18 protein-coding genes and 1 pseudogene are annotated in these 15,657 nt (G+C 36.5%); 12 read left to right on the forward strand and 7 right to left on the reverse strand.

The window, feature by feature from the left end; all coding sequences use genetic code 11:
• Positions 1-69 precede the first annotated feature (69 nt).
• The 3 genes and pseudogenes from MHH31_RS05925 to MHH31_RS05935 all read left to right on the forward strand — a co-directional run.
• Positions 70-217 (forward strand): annotated as a pseudogene (locus MHH31_RS05925) (CatA-like O-acetyltransferase); the annotation flags it as partial.
• A 226-nt stretch (positions 218-443) separates the two neighbouring features.
• The gene (locus MHH31_RS05930; protein ID WP_342473996.1) at positions 444-1,562 is read left to right on the forward strand and encodes a Rap family tetratricopeptide repeat protein; all 1,119 of its coding nucleotides are present in this window, start codon (positions 444-446) and stop codon (positions 1,560-1,562) included.
• Entirely contained in the window at positions 1,552-1,713 is a 162-nt protein-coding gene (locus MHH31_RS05935; RefSeq protein ID WP_178930054.1) for a RapH phosphatase inhibitor, read from the forward strand. Before MHH31_RS05930 ends, MHH31_RS05935 begins: the two co-directional genes overlap by 11 nt.
• A 550-nt stretch (positions 1,714-2,263) precedes the next feature.
• Here MHH31_RS05935 and MHH31_RS05940 read toward each other — a convergent pair.
• Complete coding sequence (locus tag MHH31_RS05940; protein ID WP_342495372.1) at positions 2,264-2,452, reverse strand: hypothetical protein; 189 nt, start codon at positions 2,450-2,452, stop codon at positions 2,264-2,266.
• Positions 2,453-2,503: 51 nt separating this feature from the next.
• Positions 2,504-3,010, reverse strand: coding sequence for a hypothetical protein (locus MHH31_RS05945; RefSeq protein ID WP_342495373.1), 507 nt, complete (start codon positions 3,008-3,010; stop codon positions 2,504-2,506).
• Between the two features lie 609 nt (positions 3,011-3,619).
• On the opposite strand from MHH31_RS05945, the gene catA reads away from it, so the two are divergent.
• The 5 genes from catA (at position 3,620) to MHH31_RS05970 (ending at position 7,621) form a co-directional block, all read left to right on the forward strand.
• Positions 3,620-4,282: a type A chloramphenicol O-acetyltransferase gene (gene catA, locus MHH31_RS05950; RefSeq protein ID WP_342473998.1), complete on the forward strand. Its 663-nt coding sequence runs from the start codon at positions 3,620-3,622 to the stop codon at positions 4,280-4,282.
• 507 nt (positions 4,283-4,789) lie between these two features.
• Positions 4,790-5,281: a hypothetical protein gene (locus MHH31_RS05955; RefSeq protein WP_342473999.1), complete on the forward strand. Its 492-nt coding sequence runs from the start codon at positions 4,790-4,792 to the stop codon at positions 5,279-5,281.
• A gap of 56 nt (positions 5,282-5,337) precedes the next feature.
• The gene (locus MHH31_RS05960; protein ID WP_342495374.1) at positions 5,338-6,219 is read left to right on the forward strand and encodes a hypothetical protein; all 882 of its coding nucleotides are present in this window, start codon (positions 5,338-5,340) and stop codon (positions 6,217-6,219) included.
• A 287-nt stretch (positions 6,220-6,506) separates the two neighbouring features.
• On the forward strand, positions 6,507-6,680 hold the full coding sequence (locus MHH31_RS05965) for a RapH phosphatase inhibitor (protein WP_342495375.1): 174 nt from the start codon (positions 6,507-6,509) through the stop codon (positions 6,678-6,680).
• A 110-nt stretch (positions 6,681-6,790) separates the two neighbouring features.
• The gene (locus MHH31_RS05970; RefSeq protein ID WP_058337464.1) at positions 6,791-7,621 is read left to right on the forward strand and encodes an SMI1/KNR4 family protein; all 831 of its coding nucleotides are present in this window, start codon (positions 6,791-6,793) and stop codon (positions 7,619-7,621) included.
• 33 nt (positions 7,622-7,654) lie between these two features.
• Here the strand turns inward: MHH31_RS05970 and MHH31_RS05975 are convergent, their stop codons facing one another.
• A complete protein-coding gene (locus MHH31_RS05975; protein WP_024720161.1) occupies positions 7,655-8,530 on the reverse strand; it encodes a LysR family transcriptional regulator in 876 nt (291 codons plus the stop codon).
• Between the two features lie 23 nt (positions 8,531-8,553).
• Positions 8,554-9,252: an amino acid racemase gene (locus tag MHH31_RS05980; protein WP_058337463.1), complete on the reverse strand. Its 699-nt coding sequence runs from the start codon at positions 9,250-9,252 to the stop codon at positions 8,554-8,556.
• Between the two features lie 192 nt (positions 9,253-9,444).
• Here MHH31_RS05980 and MHH31_RS05985 point away from each other — a divergent pair, with 192 nt between their 5' ends.
• Positions 9,445-9,969, forward strand: coding sequence for a DinB family protein (locus MHH31_RS05985; RefSeq protein ID WP_058337462.1), 525 nt, complete (start codon positions 9,445-9,447; stop codon positions 9,967-9,969).
• Positions 9,970-9,973: 4 nt separating this feature from the next.
• Here the strand turns inward: MHH31_RS05985 and MHH31_RS05990 are convergent, their stop codons facing one another.
• Together MHH31_RS05990 and MHH31_RS05995 are read right to left on the reverse strand one after the other, a co-directional pair.
• Complete coding sequence (locus MHH31_RS05990; RefSeq protein WP_035700391.1) at positions 9,974-10,537, reverse strand: GNAT family protein; 564 nt, start codon at positions 10,535-10,537, stop codon at positions 9,974-9,976.
• Positions 10,538-10,553: 16 nt separating this feature from the next.
• On the reverse strand, positions 10,554-11,459 hold the full coding sequence (locus MHH31_RS05995; protein ID WP_019743043.1) for a LysR family transcriptional regulator: 906 nt from the start codon (positions 11,457-11,459) through the stop codon (positions 10,554-10,556).
• Between the two features lie 112 nt (positions 11,460-11,571).
• Between MHH31_RS05995 and MHH31_RS06000 the strand changes: the two genes are divergently transcribed.
• The 3 genes from MHH31_RS06000 (at position 11,572) to MHH31_RS06010 (ending at position 14,482) form a co-directional block, all read left to right on the forward strand.
• Positions 11,572-12,732, forward strand: coding sequence for an MFS transporter (locus MHH31_RS06000; RefSeq protein ID WP_058337560.1), 1,161 nt, complete (start codon positions 11,572-11,574; stop codon positions 12,730-12,732).
• A 74-nt stretch (positions 12,733-12,806) separates the two neighbouring features.
• Complete coding sequence (locus MHH31_RS06005) at positions 12,807-13,244, forward strand: GNAT family N-acetyltransferase (RefSeq protein ID WP_058337461.1); 438 nt, start codon at positions 12,807-12,809, stop codon at positions 13,242-13,244.
• Positions 13,245-13,348: 104 nt separating this feature from the next.
• Complete coding sequence (locus tag MHH31_RS06010; RefSeq protein ID WP_058337460.1) at positions 13,349-14,482, forward strand: tetratricopeptide repeat protein; 1,134 nt, start codon at positions 13,349-13,351, stop codon at positions 14,480-14,482.
• 784 nt (positions 14,483-15,266) lie between these two features.
• Here the strand turns inward: MHH31_RS06010 and MHH31_RS06015 are convergent.
• Positions 15,267-15,530: a hypothetical protein gene (locus tag MHH31_RS06015; RefSeq protein WP_024720168.1), complete on the reverse strand. Its 264-nt coding sequence runs from the start codon at positions 15,528-15,530 to the stop codon at positions 15,267-15,269.
• Between the last annotated feature and the right edge of the window lie 127 nt (positions 15,531-15,657).

A 15,657-nucleotide genomic window follows, 5' to 3' on the forward strand; every position in this document is an offset into this window, starting at 1 on the left:
ATTGTGGTGGTAAAAACAGATAAAGCTTCCTCCTGAATACAAGAAATTACATTCAGGAGGAGATAAAAAATGTTTAAACAAATAGATGAAAATTATCCGAGAAAAGAGCACTTTCATCATTATATGACATTATATGACGGTAACCCGATGCTCATATAGTCTGGTGATCGATCTAGACATCACGAAATTGTATGCAATATTAAAAGAAAAAAGGCTAGATTCAATGCAAATTACCTGAAGACAAAAGGTATTCTCATGGAAATCTAGAAGATGAAGGCAGACTGAAATGAGTCTGCCTTTTAGTTTTGTGATGATAAAGACATGTGCCAAAGGTTTATTGATGTACAATGGTTCTTTTTGCGGTTTCTTTTCGGTGTCTTGTAAATTTCTGTATGTCATAATAAATGTAATATAAGGAAATCTTGTAGAAGGGGAGTAAGGGGATGGAGAAGGTTCTTTCTTCACATGTTGGTGTGAAAATAAATGAATGGTATAAAATGATTCGTCAATTTAGTGTTCCAGATGCAGAGATTTTGAAAGCTGAGGTAGAACAAGAAATTGAACGAATGGAAGAAGACCAGGATTTACTGATTTACTATCAATTGATGTGCTTTCGTCATCAGCTTATGCTTGATTATATTAAGCCCTCTGATCAACGCTCTTTATCCATTGCAGACTTAGTTGATAAAATAGAAAACTCCAATCATAAATTGTCCGGCATGCTGCAGTATTACAACGCTTTTTTTCGTGGGATGTACGAGTTCAGTATAAAAGAATATGTACAGGCCATCCAATACTATAAAATGGCGGAGAAACAACTTACGCTAGTTATAGATGAAATTGAACAAGCTGAATTTCATTTCAAGGTGGCTGAAGCTTACTATATTATGAAACAAACCCACGTCTCGATGCATCATATTTTAAAAGCTCTGGAAATCTACGATCAATATGATCTGTATAAAGTAAGAAAAATTCAATGTTTATTTGTCATAGCAGGAAATTATGATGATTTGGCTCGACATGATAAATCAATTCCTCATCTAAAGAATGCAATTAAAATAGCAGAGGAAATTGGAGATCAAAAAATCCTAACTAAAGCATTTTTGAATATTGGCCATACATTTGATAGAGACGGTCAATGGGATGAAGCAATCAATTATTTTGAGAAGGCTATTCTAAAGGCAGATGATGATTCTGAGCTTCTTACAAAATTGTATTTTGCGATTAGCTGTACGCAATTTAAAGCAGGAAGACTTAAAGAAGGAGAAGCATCTTTAAAACAAGGAACTAATATACTTAAGGAAGCCCCTAATAAGCTTTATGAAAATCTATTTAACTTCTTAGAAGCGGTTTATGTTAATAATATAAATGAGGAGCAGCTGGCCGAAGTATTTCAGTATCTAGAACAGAAACAGCTTTTCGCTTACGCTGAGGCATGCTATATAGTGTATGCAGATGAGTATGGGAAAAAAGGTCAATTTGAAGAAGCAACAGCTGCTTATCAAAAGGTATTAGAAACACAACTCAAAATTCAGAGAGGGGATTGTTTGTATGAGTTTTAAGAAGGGTTTTAAGATGATTGCTCTTACTGTGGTTGCAGCTGCAGGAGTGTACACTATTGCAACTGATCGAAACACAACATCGATACAAATACAAAAAATCGATCGAAACACGACTATGATCGATCGAAACACAACTTCTCAAAACGTATAGGCAAAATTAAAACAGACCCTGCATGGTCTGTTTTTTATGGGGACGGATTGGGGACGAACCCTTTCAGCTCTCTTCAGAAATGCACATTTTTTATCAGAAAGGCTCATCATAGAACCTTATTAAATCAGTCTTTTTCAGGGAAGGTCTGTTTGCTTCGGATGAGGTCATTCACCTTGACAGGATAGAGTTCGCTGGTTCGAGCCAGTCGGAATCATAGATGTTGATACAGAGCCACTCTCGAGATAATCGAGAGTGGCTTTTGTATTTTTAAAACCAAAAAGAAAAAGGTAACATTACCAAAATAAAAACCACACTGAAAATATAGTGTGGTTAATTTAAAATGCCGTCCATTTGATCAGCTATCTGTTGGCCTGTTGAAGTTAGTACATGAGCATATGTTTGAAGCGTTACTTTTATACTTTTGTATCCTAGTCTTTCACTCACTACTTTTACAGGTGCACCATTTAACAATAAAATTTTTTATAGGTGGTGGTTCGTTGACCTGTTTTTCTTAAACAGGGAGCTACATAAAGTGGCTCTCTGCACAGAATCAATCTTTCTTTTTTTTGTAGTCTTTTACTAAGCTTGAAACAGTTAAACCCATTACACCGAAAGCTACTACATAAAATAAAATATTTGTTACAGGTGTATCAATTTTTCCTAAAATCAAGACAACAGCTATAATAACGATGGGTAAAGTAATTAACAAACTTTTGGATGCTTTATTTTCCTGTGTCATTAACCAAGAACCTCCTTTTTGTTTCAGCATCTAGGTGTGTTTTAGTACATTTTAAAAAACGAACAACATGATGGTTTTAGCAACCCACCATGCTGCATTTTCACTTCCAGTAACTTTAAGAGCACCTAAATAAATACCATGTTCAAGAGTGCCTGTATAATGTTCAATAGTTATTAGAATTGTTTCTAACCCTGTAACACCGCCTATCATTACTTTCAGTTTTGTAGGTAATTGATCATAAGCTTCTTTTATTGCTTTTATAGCCCATGTGAATTTACCGTGTGTAATAGCTTCTCCATTTGTTTTTGATTGAGCTCCTTTAATTGCTTTTTTGAACTTTTCTGTTTCTACTTCATTTAAATTCCAATACTGTGTTATTTCATCTATTGTAGGCTCTTTTGCTTGATCAAAAGAAGATTTTACAAATGAATAAGAATAGAACTGTTCTTTCTCAAAAGCTTTAGATGCATTTGCTTCTGCAAAAGGTGAGAGTATAAAAACAGAAATTCCTGCAACCATTGATAATATTAAACCTTTGGAAGTACTTGATTTTCCCATAATAAGCTCCTACTTTGGAATATTTTTTAGATTAAGCTTTCAACTAATTAATAATTCAATAATTGTTTTAGTTGTTAGAAATATTCTTCCTTCTTTAAATAATGTTATCATTTGTAAATAAATGAAGTAAATAGGTTATTTGTTATAGGATAGAATGGTATAATATACATATTAATTACGAAAAGACATGACTAGCAAAGAATTTAAATCATTCGTAGAATATAAAAAAGGAATATCTTTTTTGCTCTTAAAAACGAAGAAATACCAGAGGGGGATATTAAAGAAGAAGAGGAGGATAAATAGCTTCTACAGAAAAGATAGAAGTGAATACAGTATATCGTTAATAATTACAGGATTTTTATATCTTCTTTGTAAGCTGAGAAAGATATAGAGCACTAGAAAAGTTCACGTTAGTCAAGATCACTTAAGAAGAATTGCTGAAGGCTTTATCGTAGGCTAAGCTTATGGTAGCCATTGAATGAAAACGTTATAACTTAGAGTAGTGGTAGACAGAAACATAACCTACCGGTTGAAAGGATGATCGTGGTGGTAAAAACAGATAAAGCTTCCTCCTGAATACAAGCAATTACATTCAGGAGGAGATAAAAAATGTTTAAACAAATAGATGAAAATTATCCGAGAAAAGAGCACTTTCATCATTATATGACGGTAACCCGATGCACATATAGTCTGGTGATCGATCTAGACATCACAAAATTGTATGCAATATTAAAAGAAAAAAGGCTAAAAGTATATCCTGTGCAAATTTATTTGTTAGCAAGAGCTGTGCAGCAAATTCCTGAGTTTCGGATGGATCAAGTGAACGATGCACTTGGTTACTGGGAGATTCTCCATCCTAGTTATACGATTTTAAATAAAGAAACAAAGACATTTTCAAGTATCTGGACGCCTTATGACGAAAACTTTGCTCGGTTTTATAAAAGCTGTGTAGCGGACATGGACACTTACAGCAAAAGTAATAACCTATTTCCGAAACCTCATATGCCAGAAAACATGTTCAATATTTCAAGTCTGCCGTGGATTGATTTTACTTCTTTTAACCTTAATGTATCTACAGATATAACTTATTTACTACCAATATTTACGGTAGGTCAATTTAAGATGAAAGAAGAAAAAATCACCTTGCCAGTCGCGATTCAAGTCCATCATGCTGTTTGTGACGGCTATCATGCCGGTCAATATGTGGAATATTTGAGGTGGCTTATTGAACATTGTGAAGAGTGGTTAGACGATTCATTGGATATGTCCTAAATGTCAGGAGTGATTTGCAAGAGGTTTCCAATGGTTTATAGAAGTTAGCATAAAGCAGACTTTAACGAGTCTGCTTATTTGTTGTGTGATGAAGAAGTTATTAGTTTGCAAATAAGGCAATCATGTTTTGTTTCTCAATTATTTTTGCGGTTTCTTTTCGGTGTTTTATAAATTCCATTATGTGATAATAAATGTAATATAAAGGGAATTGATGGAGTGTGGATAGGGGTATAGAAATTTTCAGCTTGAAACTGTCTTCAAGAGTAGTAGGCCTGAAAAATGATTCTGAGTGTTTGTCATGTAAGCTTCTAAATTAATTAATGATAGGTGATGAACTACGGAGTAATGGAATATTTTGAAACTGTAAAAAGGGCGGGAGATTCTTATAGAAGAAAGCAGTGATTTTGTCGGATGTGAAAAAATGTATGCTCACTCTATCCTAAAATCATTATATTGAATTAAATGTATATGTATTTACTCTAAAAATTGATAAAGGTGGTTTACATGATGAAAAAAAGCAATACATTATTACTGTCTTCAATATTTTTAGCTAGCACGATATTCCCTGCAACTGTTTCAGCAACTACTGTTGAGAAAAATGAAACTGAATGGATAACAATTGCAGAGGATACTTCAACGGATTCTGTATCGCATTCAACTAACAAAAAATCGGCAAAAGCTGACTATGTTACGAATTGGAAACTAAGAAAAACTGGTGGATTGATTGGCGAGATATTTCAATGTAACTACAGCATGTTAACGACAGCGAAGTCAAAGGGTAAAATTGATTATATAGAAGCAAAATCACGACTATATGGAGGAGATGGAGGACTTTCTAAAAGCAAGACCGATTCTGCGAAGAAATCAAATTATGCTGGAGCGAATGCTGCCGGTGGTGTTGATGGTGGCTGGGGATGTAAAGGTAGAGCGATTGGAAACTCTTTATATAAAGATAGTGGTTATAAAACTGTTAGTCGCCAAAAGACTTTTAAAATTTAATAGTCGTGATGAGACATAGAACAATTTTATTCATAACCATTTTCATCGTATTACTAATGACTTTTATTTTATTTGTCAGACAAGGAAAAGTCTCTGGCGATATAGACTATAATGATGAAATGTTGGATGTTACTGGACCAGGAACGGAGACCGTATCATATGGTATGTATGAACCTGAGGGGAAGCTTCTTGATACTCTAGATATCGGTTTGATTAAGAAGAACCAAATGAACAAAGTTCTTTCCTTCTCACACTACATAGACGCAGATAGAAAGTACACGTTATTCTTACTAGCAAATTTTAATCAAATAGCATTTTCTGCAGATAATCATAGACCAGCTAAATCATACACATTTGAGATGACTAAAGACCAGGTGATGACATTACCAATCAAAGCGACATTACCAAAAGATGTTGGAGAAATAGCGTTTATTATTGTTCCCGAAGCAAAGTATCATTTGAAAGATAGTCATATAGATATAGCGACAGGTTTACAAGAAAATTATATTATGCGATTCATTACAAAAAAAGCTTCATCTCATCATATTAGAAGTGAATTTTCTCCAATATATAAAACGGATGAATTAACTGGAGAAGAAATTTTCATGGCTTCAGGAAAGGTTTCAAATAAAGTGCTGTATACTTCAAAAAGTCAAATGCCGGTCTATCTCCAAGTGGATAATACAAGTAAAGAAAAAATGAATTATGCTTTAGTCGCATTCTCGGAATTCGATCAACAAAAATTCAATGGAAAACCTGTGATGTATGTATCTGTAGAAAGTGAAAAAACAAATGTTTATCAAATAAAATTGCCAAAAGTGAAAAAGGAAAAGAATTTTCAAGTCATTGCTTTTCCTGCACCTTTTGATAATAGTACTAAATTTGAGGAAGTTAATTTTAGAGGCTATTCTTCTATTAGAACGTTAATTCAACCATAGGAGGCAATTTTATGTGGATGATCATTATTTTATTCATTATATTGATAGGATTTACAGGGAACATGGTATCGATTTAGAGAAATATTCAACAATCTAATGAAAAGATTATAAAATTATTAGAAGAAAATCAGACACACAAGTAGTCCATTGAGTTATGGTTTATGACAGCGTATTTAGCACACTGCTCCTGAGAGGGAGCTCTTTATTTACGGTTTCTTTTTGGAAAGAGTAGCAGAATAGAAAGGCTCTTAAAGCTCAAAATGATATTCAAAAAGGAGAGTGTCTGTATGGTGATTAAAAGACTCCTAATCATTGTATCCATTGTATTGTTAAGTGTTTCAACAGCAGAAACTTTAAAAATCATTGAAACAAAATCAATTCTGAATACAACAATGGAGGAACAAAAATCATATCGAAACACGACTATGATTGATCGAAATACAACTTCTGAAAACGTATAGACAAGATTAAAACAGACTTTAAGAGTCTGTTTTTTTATGAAGTAGAATGAGTAAATGAACAGTTGGTCAATGTTATACTTATCTCAGATAGATACGAGGAGGCATCCACTTTGAAATCATTCTGGGAGAAAGATGAAGAGAGTCCTTTTACGTTAGAAAAGATAGATGAGGAACAAATTCATGAAGCAGAGGGAACGCTTGGTGTCACTTTACCTGATACATACAAAAAACTCATTTTAGAATGGAATGGTGGTTTTACAGTTCGCAATGCTTTTCCAACCGAACGGCCGAATTCATGGGCAGAGGATCATGTTCAATTCGACCATCTAAGAGGAATCGCCAAAGATGATGTAATTATGAATAGTGTTCAGTTAAGTGATGAATTGGAGCTGCCTGAGGGACTTATTTTCATCAGCGGGGAAGAAGATACATGGATCGCCATGGATTATCGAGAAACGAAGGAACATCCTCCTATTCACTATTTCGATTTAGAGCTGGAAGTAGATTTTAAGCTGGCAGATAGTTTCGATGAATTTGTTGAGCGGTTATATACAGCTGACGACGCCATGGTTGAAGTAATAGAGATTGAGGAGGAAGCTTCGGATTTATATATCAGTAAAGAAGAGCTTGAACACATTTTTGAGAGAGGAGACCTTCGTCAGCAGAATCTCTTCAAAATAGCGCATTATCCGATGGAAGACATTGAAGAGATTGCATGGTTTTTCTTGCGCATGAAACAGTGCATTCAACAGATAAAAGATCAACATGTCTTGTATGAAACAGCTACTGCTATTCACTCCAACCTTCTGTTAAACCCAGATATGCCAAGGAATGACCGTATCAATCAAGAGCTGCAAGAAATGGCTGAATTTCTAGAAAATAGTGGAGATCCGAATATCGCCTTTTTGGGAGGGGACATTCATCCAGTGAAAAAACGATAGTGAAAGAAAAAAAGCCCCCAAAAAGGGCTTTTTTTAATCTAATTCATGAAAAAACTGTTTGAGTTGATCAATGAAAACGGATTTGGATTTTCCCTTTTTATAGATAAACTCAATATTGATGTTGAAATTGATAGATGGATCGATTGAAATTTGTTTTAATGTTCCTTGTTTTACTTCATTTCTAACACAATGATGAGGAAGAAACGATAGTCCCATTCCTTGCAGCACCAAATTTTTTGCAGTTTCCATATGATCAACCTCAATGGAAATGTTCGGTGTGATGTTGTTTTTTTGAAATAATCGGTGGAGCATCAACCAATCAAATGACCCATAGTCAAAGAAAATAAAAGGTTGTTCTTCTAGTTCTTTCATATTGATGTTGTCTAGGCTGGCGAGCGGGTGATGAGTTGGGACGAACAGCCCGATTGGATCGCTGAAAATCGGGATGGATTCAATTTGAGGATGTGTTTCAGTCCTGACAATGCCAAAGTCTACTTGGTTGTTAATCACTTTTTGGACTACATCCTTTGAATGTCCTGTTACAATTTTCACTTTCAGGTTTTCGTATTTTTCTTTTAGGGCGGGCAATATGTTAGGCAATAGATTATTGGAAATAGAGGATGCGCATCCAATCGTCAATTCATAAGGGATCATCGTTTGTTTAAGACTATGCTTTGCTTCTTGATAAGAATGGAGAATCTTTTTGGCATGCGGGTAAAACTGTTCACCTTTTTCCGTCAGAGATAGTTTATTTCTCTGTCTATCAAATAATTTCAGGTCTAATTCTTTTTCTAACGATTGAATACGTGCCGAAACAGAAGGCTGGGTTAAATACAGTGCTTCTGCAGCTTTATTGATACTGCCTAGCTGGCATACATAAATAAACGCTTCTATATTCTCAATATTCATGTTATCCCCTTATATGACGTTCTTTAAATGTTTAGCTTTTCAAGCTCATACACTAATTTTACAGCTTCTTTCGCCAAAATGACAGTAGGGTCAATCACTTTCACAGCTTTGGTTGACCTTAGAACTAAAGGAATTTCTGTACAGCCGGCAATGATGGCTTCTGCTCCTTGATTGATTAAAATTTCTGCAGCTAACGCCAGTTCAATTTCGCCTTTACTCAATTTCCCTGCTTTCACGGCATAAATCCCATTCATCACGTTTTTCTGAAGATTTTCACTAGGAGTCATGACATCAATCTTGTGATGGGCACAAGCCTTTTGATAGAGCTGGGTTTTTAATGTGCCATCAGTACATAGTAAGCCCACAGACGTATAGTGATGTTTGTTCAGGTGCTTTGCGGTTTCTAATGGCATATTCATGATAGGGATATGAGTGGATTGTTGTACGTTTTCTAAAAAGAAGTGAGCGGTATTGCATGCAATCAGAATAAAGTCCGCTCCTGCGCGTTCTAATCTTTTAGCTGATGCAATCATATATTCTGTAGGATCTTCGCCTTTCCCAAATATGGCATTGGTTCTATCAGGGATTTGCGGATAATTATCAGCAATCACATGGAGATGATCCTGATCTTTAATAGCTGGTGTATGAGAGATAATTTTTTTCATCAGATCAATCGTCGCTAAAGGGCCCATACCACCCATAATCCCAATCGTTGTAGACATCACTATCACCGCATTTCATTTTTTTCTATTATAAAAAAAGAAAGGATGGTGGGTGTTATAGAAAAGTTCTATTTGTATATAGAAGGTTGATCAAAAGCACCTTTTATTTTCTTCTTTATCTGTTTTGAGGTATGAGTTGCAATCTAATCAAAAAACATTAGAATAAAGAAAAATTGATAAAGGAGCTACCATATGAATTTCAATTTGGATGAAGCTTTAGATATGTTGAGTCGAACTCCTCGTACATTAGAAAGTCTTTTGTCAGGTTTATCGAAGGATTGGCTTCACAGTCGTGAAGGGGAGGGAACGTGGAATCCCGTTGAAGTCATTGAACATTTGATTGAAGCAGAGAAATTCAACTGGATTCCCCGATTAAATGTCATTCTTGCTGATGGAGAGGATACCCCATTTCCTGCATTTGACCGCTACTCCCATTTGAATCAAACTGAAAGACAGATAGAACAAGCACTAGCGGAGCTTCATCATGTGCGGATGGAGAATGTGGCATACATTCAGCGTATGACACATTCAAGTCTTGATCTAGAGAAAAAGGGCGTCCATCCAGAATTCGGCGTCGTGCAAGTGAGCGAATTACTTTCTGCGTGGGTTGTCCATGATTTCACCCATATTTCCCACATTGTTCGGGTCATGGCGGAACGATATCGAACCGATGTAGGACCGTGGAGCGCTTATTTAGGGATTTTGAATAGGAAATAAATGATTAATGACGCTTCGCGGCCCACTCGGATTGAAGAATCGCATATTGATACTCATCGACCCAATGTCCTTTTGACATATAATTTTGTAGCAAATGTCCTTCGCGTCTCATGTCTAAACGTTCCAGCACTCGAATAGATTTTTCGTTGCGTACATCTGTAAAGGCAATGATTTTATGTTTGTTCAGTGTAGTGAAAATATATTCGATCATTGAATTCAAGGCTTCATGAATATAGCCCTTTCCTTGAAATTCAGGCGCGAGTGTAAATCCTATTTCAACGATTCTAGGCTCGCTGCCGAGTGTATGAATGGCGCAATCTCCTATCAACTGATTGGATTCAGATAAGGCAATCGCGTATTGAAACCACGTCCCTGGTTGATTAGGTTGTTGCGTCATTTGGTGTTGTACAAATGATTCAGCGTCTTCGTGCGTGTAGTTTTCCCAAGATTGAAATGTGGCAATAGAGGGATTTGATCGGTATTGATAAAATGCTTCAATATCCTGCTGATCAAACTGACGAATCACAACCCGGTTTGTTCTTGTAAATATGCTGTTTGCATTCTTCATGTGTTACCCTCACTTTTTAGTTTGTTCTTGATTTAAAAAAGTCTATTAGCCATTCAGATAGCTGTTTTTGCGCTTTGGTCACAAATCGATCGGCATAATACGTTAATTCAAGATGCCGAACAGGAGCAGGGGCAGAAATAGGGATAGAGACAATATTAGGCCATGCTGAATGTTGCTTTAACAGCCCTCTTGGCTGGATGGTGGCGCCGATACCGGCTTCAACCAGCTGCAATAATGAAGTGGCAGACCCAACATCCATGACCGTGTCCAATTCAAAACCGTGTTCTTTACATACGTCATCGACCAAATCTCTTCCTAGATAGCCTTTTGGATACATGACCAGTGCATGTTTTGTCAGCTCTTTTAGCGTCACTTCACGCCTTTTTGCCAGTTCACTGTCTGAATGAACAAACAATTCGTAGGGCTCATCGCCAAGTGGAATTTGAATCAGTCGTTTATCCGCAGGCCCGCGCAGCCCAATTCCGATATCGACTTTATGTGAGAGCACCTCGTCACGAACAAAGATGGTCGAAAAAGCCTTTAGGTTGATCTCTGGGTACAGCGTTTTAAATTCTACAAAAAGCGGAACAAGCTGAAAGTCAAGATCAGAGGGAAGGACGGCAAGCCGAACGGTACCCCGCTGTTCAGATAACAGCTCTTTCATAGCATTTTTGGCATCTCGTTCAGCCTGAAGCATTTTCATGCCATATTGATAAAGAAGCGTACCAGCTTCAGTTGCAACTACTTTTTTACCGATTCGGTCAAAAAGCGGCATCCCAACTTCAGCTTCAAGCAGCTGAATCTGTTGGCTTAATGTAGGCTGTGATATACCTAGTTGCTCTGCAGCCTTTGTGAAATGTAAATGATCGAATACAGCCATAAAATAGGTAATGTGACGAGTATCCATATGCCATCCTTTCATTAATGATAGTATTTTCCTATCATCATAATACGAATTATTGTATTGATCAATGAATGAAGCGGATTTATACTCATAGTAACCTCAACAAGATGAGAGAGGAAGAAGAGTATTGATAAAAAAAATATTTTATTTAGCTGCTTTATTTTTAGCTGCCTTAAACTTGCGCCCAATCATTACATCCGTAGCTTCTATGATGAGCATGATTCAATCAGACCTTGGCGTTAGTGCACTCACGGCAAGTCTTTTAACCACTTTGCCGGTCTTGTGCATGGGAGTGTTTGCCCCTGTAGCAACGAAACTAAGCCGCCGGTTTGGATTAGAGAGAACTCTTTTTTTCTCGATTTTTCTTATCACAATTGCGACTGGACTCCGTGGTACAAGTCAAACGGTTACCATCCTTCTCATGACTGCTTTTGCAGGAGGAGTTGGAATTAGTTTTGCCGGACCATTGTTGTCTAGTTTTATTAAAAAGTATTTCCCGAAAAGTCCTGGGATTGTCAGTGTGTACTCTATATCGATGACAGTTGGAGCTGCACTTGCTTCGGGCTTGACCATTCCGATTTACCTTCGCAGTGAGCATAACCTTCCACTTGCGTTATCCTGCTGGGCGATTTTAGGCGTTATTGCCATGATTTTATGGCTCGGTCTAGCTCGTCAAAACCAACAAGCGGATCTTGCAGACGTGCCACTGAGATTACCGCTGCGAAACAAAAAAGCCATTCAATTCACCTTGTTCTTTGGCTTTATGTCTAGCATGTTCTATTCGTTAACAGCGTGGATTTCACCCATTGCGCTTGATTTTGGGAATAGTCCGCAGTATGCCGCCATGCTGCTTACGATATTTACACTCATTCAGATTCCGGTGGCATTACTCGTTCCAAACATCGTCAATCGTCTAGGAAAGCCGAAATTATTTCTGATCTTATGCAGTTTGTCAGAGCTGATTGGCCTCATATTCCTTCTATTGCCAATGCCGATCCTGCCAGCTGTTATTTTTCTAGGGATTGGAGCAGGTGGATTATTTCCTTTGGCGCTTATGCTGCCTATTATTGAAACGCGTACGCCAGAAGAAGCCGGTACATGGTCAGCGATGTCACAGATGGGCGGGTACGTCATGGGAGGATTTGGTCCATTTTTAATCGGTTTGATTTTCGATATCAGCGGACATTTTCAAGCTGCTATTGTCGCAATGCTCGCCATCGTGATGCTGATGATTGGTGTTCAGTTATCTATGAAGTTAGGGGGAAAACGTGAAGAAGGATCCAGCTCATAATTTTACTCGCTGGAAGCATTTCGGTCATCATGTCTAGAGGCTGCCCTATTTAATTGGAAATTGGAGGGATTCACATGCTTATACGAGAAGCAAAAACGATCGACTATCCACAATTAAGAGACATTTATTTCGAATCCCGCCGGCAAAGTTTTCACTGGCTCCATACGGAAGAAATACATCAGCATGATTTTGATCAGGATACCCGGGAGGAACAAATTTTTTTAGTCGAGAAGAACAATAAAATCCTTGGTTTCATTTCTCTATATGTACCAGATCGTTTTATTCATCTCTTGTTTGTCCATCCAAATGCGGCTGGTCAAGGGGCTGGAGATCTATTGCTTCAACATGCTATAGAAGTTCTAGGAACACCGGTCACCCTCAAATGCGTTTCCGAAAATCACAAGGCTTTATCTTTCTATCACAAAAGAGGTTGGAAGGCAGTGGTAGAAGAAGGAGAACCGGGGGCGGAATACTGGGTTCTTGTTTATGAAGAAAGATCATTTATGTTTTAGCTCCTTTACAAGGGGCTTTTTTGCGGTTTATTTTCGGTGTCGAAAGATTTATAAAATGATAATATATGTCATTATAGGGAAAATAGAGGGAGGAGTAGGGGTGGATGAAAAAAGTACTTTCTTCTCACGTCGGCTTGAAAATCAATGAATGGTATTATCATATTCAAAGATTTAATGTTCCTGATGCCGAGGCGTATAAAGAAGAAATCAAATCGATGCTTGATGATATGGAAGAAAATCAGGATCTATTATTATATTTCTCACTCATGGAGTTCAGACATAAATTAATGCTAGATTACTTGGATCCTTTAGAAAATGGGAAAGAACGAGCGAACTTCAGGGAACTTGCAGTGAAGATAAAAAAAGATCAAGAGAAATTAACAGGATTGCTAGAATATTACTTCAATTTTTTCTACGGCATGTATGAATTTGAGAACTACGAATACTTAAATGCGATTACCTTCTATAAGCGGGCAGAAAAAAAGTTAACCCTTGTAAGTGACGATATTGAACGTGCCGAGTTCAATTACAAAATGGCTGAAATCTATTACCACATGAAACAAACCCACATGTCCATGCACCATATCGCACAGGCGATAGAATGTTACCGAGAAAAAGATACATACACAGTTAGAGAAATTCAATGTTCTTTTGTCATTGGCTTAAACTATATCGATATGGGCTGTCCCGAAAAAGCCATTCCACATTTTGAACGCGCACTAGAACAAGTTGCCGATCACTCAACAAAAAGATTAGAAGGGTCAGCGCTCTATAATTTAGGGTTGAGCTATTTTCATCACGGTGACCTAGCACAAGCAATTATTCACTTTAATGACTCGATTCGAGCATTTAAAGAGCGGGGCTACGAGCATTTAAATCGGATTTTAGACCCTCTCGTGATGTTGTCAAAAGCCTATTTTAAAAAGAACGAACAGGATTTAGGTACGTATGCTTTGGATAGCGGTATAGAACTATCTGAAAAACTGAAAGATCATGTGCTGTTACGTATCTTTACGTTTTTAAAATCACTATACGTTGACAACAATTTTGAAAAACTAGAGCAAATTTCAGAATGGTTAGAGATGAAGTCCATGTATCCTGACCTTGAAGACTTAGCAAAAGATGCCGCAAAATATTATAATGAATTGGGAGATAAAGACAAGGCAATGCTGTTTTATGAAAAAATTCTTTATTTCCAAGTTCAAGTAAAGCGGGGTGACTGTCTATATGAAATTTAAAACTGTATCCATTGTATTCGTGGTGATGAGTGTGATAAGTGTTGTGAGTTATTTCACATCTGAAGTTACAGCAAGTCATGATGAAGCTAGGAGAGGTCATACAGCAAGTATCGGTTATTCTGCTTAGTAAAAGGCCCTTAAAGGGCTTTTTACTTTAAAATGGAATTTATGCAATGGATAAAGTATATTTTTCACATAAAATATACTGAGGAGGAAGTAAAATGACAATGTTAAAATCCAAATTATTTCGAAGGATTTTCATTATATTCTTTGCTTTAACCTTTATGATTAGCCTGTTAAATATGGCTGTATTTCCAGGGACGCCAGTGTCTTATTATGTTGGTCTGATTTGTAAGATGTTGTTAATCAGTTTGTTAAATGGTATGTTTTTCGGCACAATCTTCTATTTGATTGTCACCTTTCTTATCGCTAAAGATTTTAATCAAAATCAATAGTTAGCAAAGCATTCATGAATCTAACATTCTGATTGGAAGGCAGGCAGTATAAGCCGATACTAGAACAACAAAGATTCAAAAGTTCTCAAGTCTCATTTTTCATTCGCAAAACTCCACTATAAACTCATTCAAAATTTGAATTGCCAATGTTAAATTTCTCTTTCACCTTTATATCGATTCAATGTTGTTAATAATATGAGAATAGCTAGAAAAGTGTACCACATGAAAAATGATTACTAGGGGGAATCACAATTTCATGTGAGGCCTCTAAGTAAGTGAAGTGAAAAAATCTGCCCTAATAAAGGGGCAGATTTTTTTGCATTTTTACATTATTCGTAAACATAACAAGTGCCGCTTATAACAGTGACACATTCATAAGTATTAGAGTAAGACTTACCATTCGAATCTCTAAAGAAAACGGTAACGGTTGCTACTCCACTGCTATTGTAGCCATTCCATTGATATTGATAGCCATCATACTTGTCCCTAATAGGGATTAAATTCGAAGCGGCATCAGCAGGAATTGCAGAGAACATTAAAGCACCAGTGAAGAGAGTAGCTCCCACTATTTTTTTCATTTTTCCCTTAAACATTAAAACATCTCCCTTTTCCTTATTTTTCTATTAAACCAATGTTTAACAGATGCTTATAAGAATAGCACGTCTAGTAGGAGAAAAATGTCAAAAAATGTCTAAATAAATAAAAATTCAAAAAATATAC

The sequence above is a fragment of the Bacillus sp. FSL K6-1033 genome (assembly GCF_038630765.1).
Lineage (GTDB): Bacteria > Bacillota > Bacilli > Bacillales > Bacillaceae > Bacillus > Bacillus altitudinis.

Coding starts and splice junctions, on each gene's coding strand:
- MHH31_RS05995 (WP_019743043.1), bottom strand. CDS start 11,459: ATGAAAGGATGGCATATGGATACTCGTCACATTACCTATTTTATGGCT.
- MHH31_RS05985 (WP_058337462.1), top strand. CDS start 9,445: ATGAATTTCAATTTGGATGAAGCTTTAGATATGTTGAGTCGAACTCCT.
- MHH31_RS05935 (WP_178930054.1), top strand. CDS start 1,552: ATGAGTTTTAAGAAGGGTTTTAAGATGATTGCTCTTACTGTGGTTGCA.
- MHH31_RS05975 (WP_024720161.1), bottom strand. CDS start 8,530: ATGAATATTGAGAATATAGAAGCGTTTATTTATGTATGCCAGCTAGGC.
- MHH31_RS06010 (WP_058337460.1), top strand. CDS start 13,349: ATGAAAAAAGTACTTTCTTCTCACGTCGGCTTGAAAATCAATGAATGG.
- MHH31_RS05955 (WP_342473999.1), top strand. CDS start 4,790: ATGAAAAAAAGCAATACATTATTACTGTCTTCAATATTTTTAGCTAGC.
- MHH31_RS05965 (WP_342495375.1), top strand. CDS start 6,507: ATGGTGATTAAAAGACTCCTAATCATTGTATCCATTGTATTGTTAAGT.
- MHH31_RS05945 (WP_342495373.1), bottom strand. CDS start 3,010: ATGGGAAAATCAAGTACTTCCAAAGGTTTAATATTATCAATGGTTGCA.
- MHH31_RS06015 (WP_024720168.1), bottom strand. CDS start 15,530: ATGTTTAAGGGAAAAATGAAAAAAATAGTGGGAGCTACTCTCTTCACT.
- MHH31_RS06005 (WP_058337461.1), top strand. CDS start 12,807: ATGCTTATACGAGAAGCAAAAACGATCGACTATCCACAATTAAGAGAC.
- MHH31_RS05940 (WP_342495372.1), bottom strand. CDS start 2,452: ATGACACAGGAAAATAAAGCATCCAAAAGTTTGTTAATTACTTTACCC.
- MHH31_RS05990 (WP_035700391.1), bottom strand. CDS start 10,537: ATGAAGAATGCAAACAGCATATTTACAAGAACAAACCGGGTTGTGATT.
- MHH31_RS05980 (WP_058337463.1), bottom strand. CDS start 9,252: ATGTCTACAACGATTGGGATTATGGGTGGTATGGGCCCTTTAGCGACG.
- MHH31_RS05960 (WP_342495374.1), top strand. CDS start 5,338: ATGACTTTTATTTTATTTGTCAGACAAGGAAAAGTCTCTGGCGATATA.
- MHH31_RS05930 (WP_342473996.1), top strand. CDS start 444: ATGGAGAAGGTTCTTTCTTCACATGTTGGTGTGAAAATAAATGAATGG.
- catA (WP_342473998.1), top strand. CDS start 3,620: ATGTTTAAACAAATAGATGAAAATTATCCGAGAAAAGAGCACTTTCAT.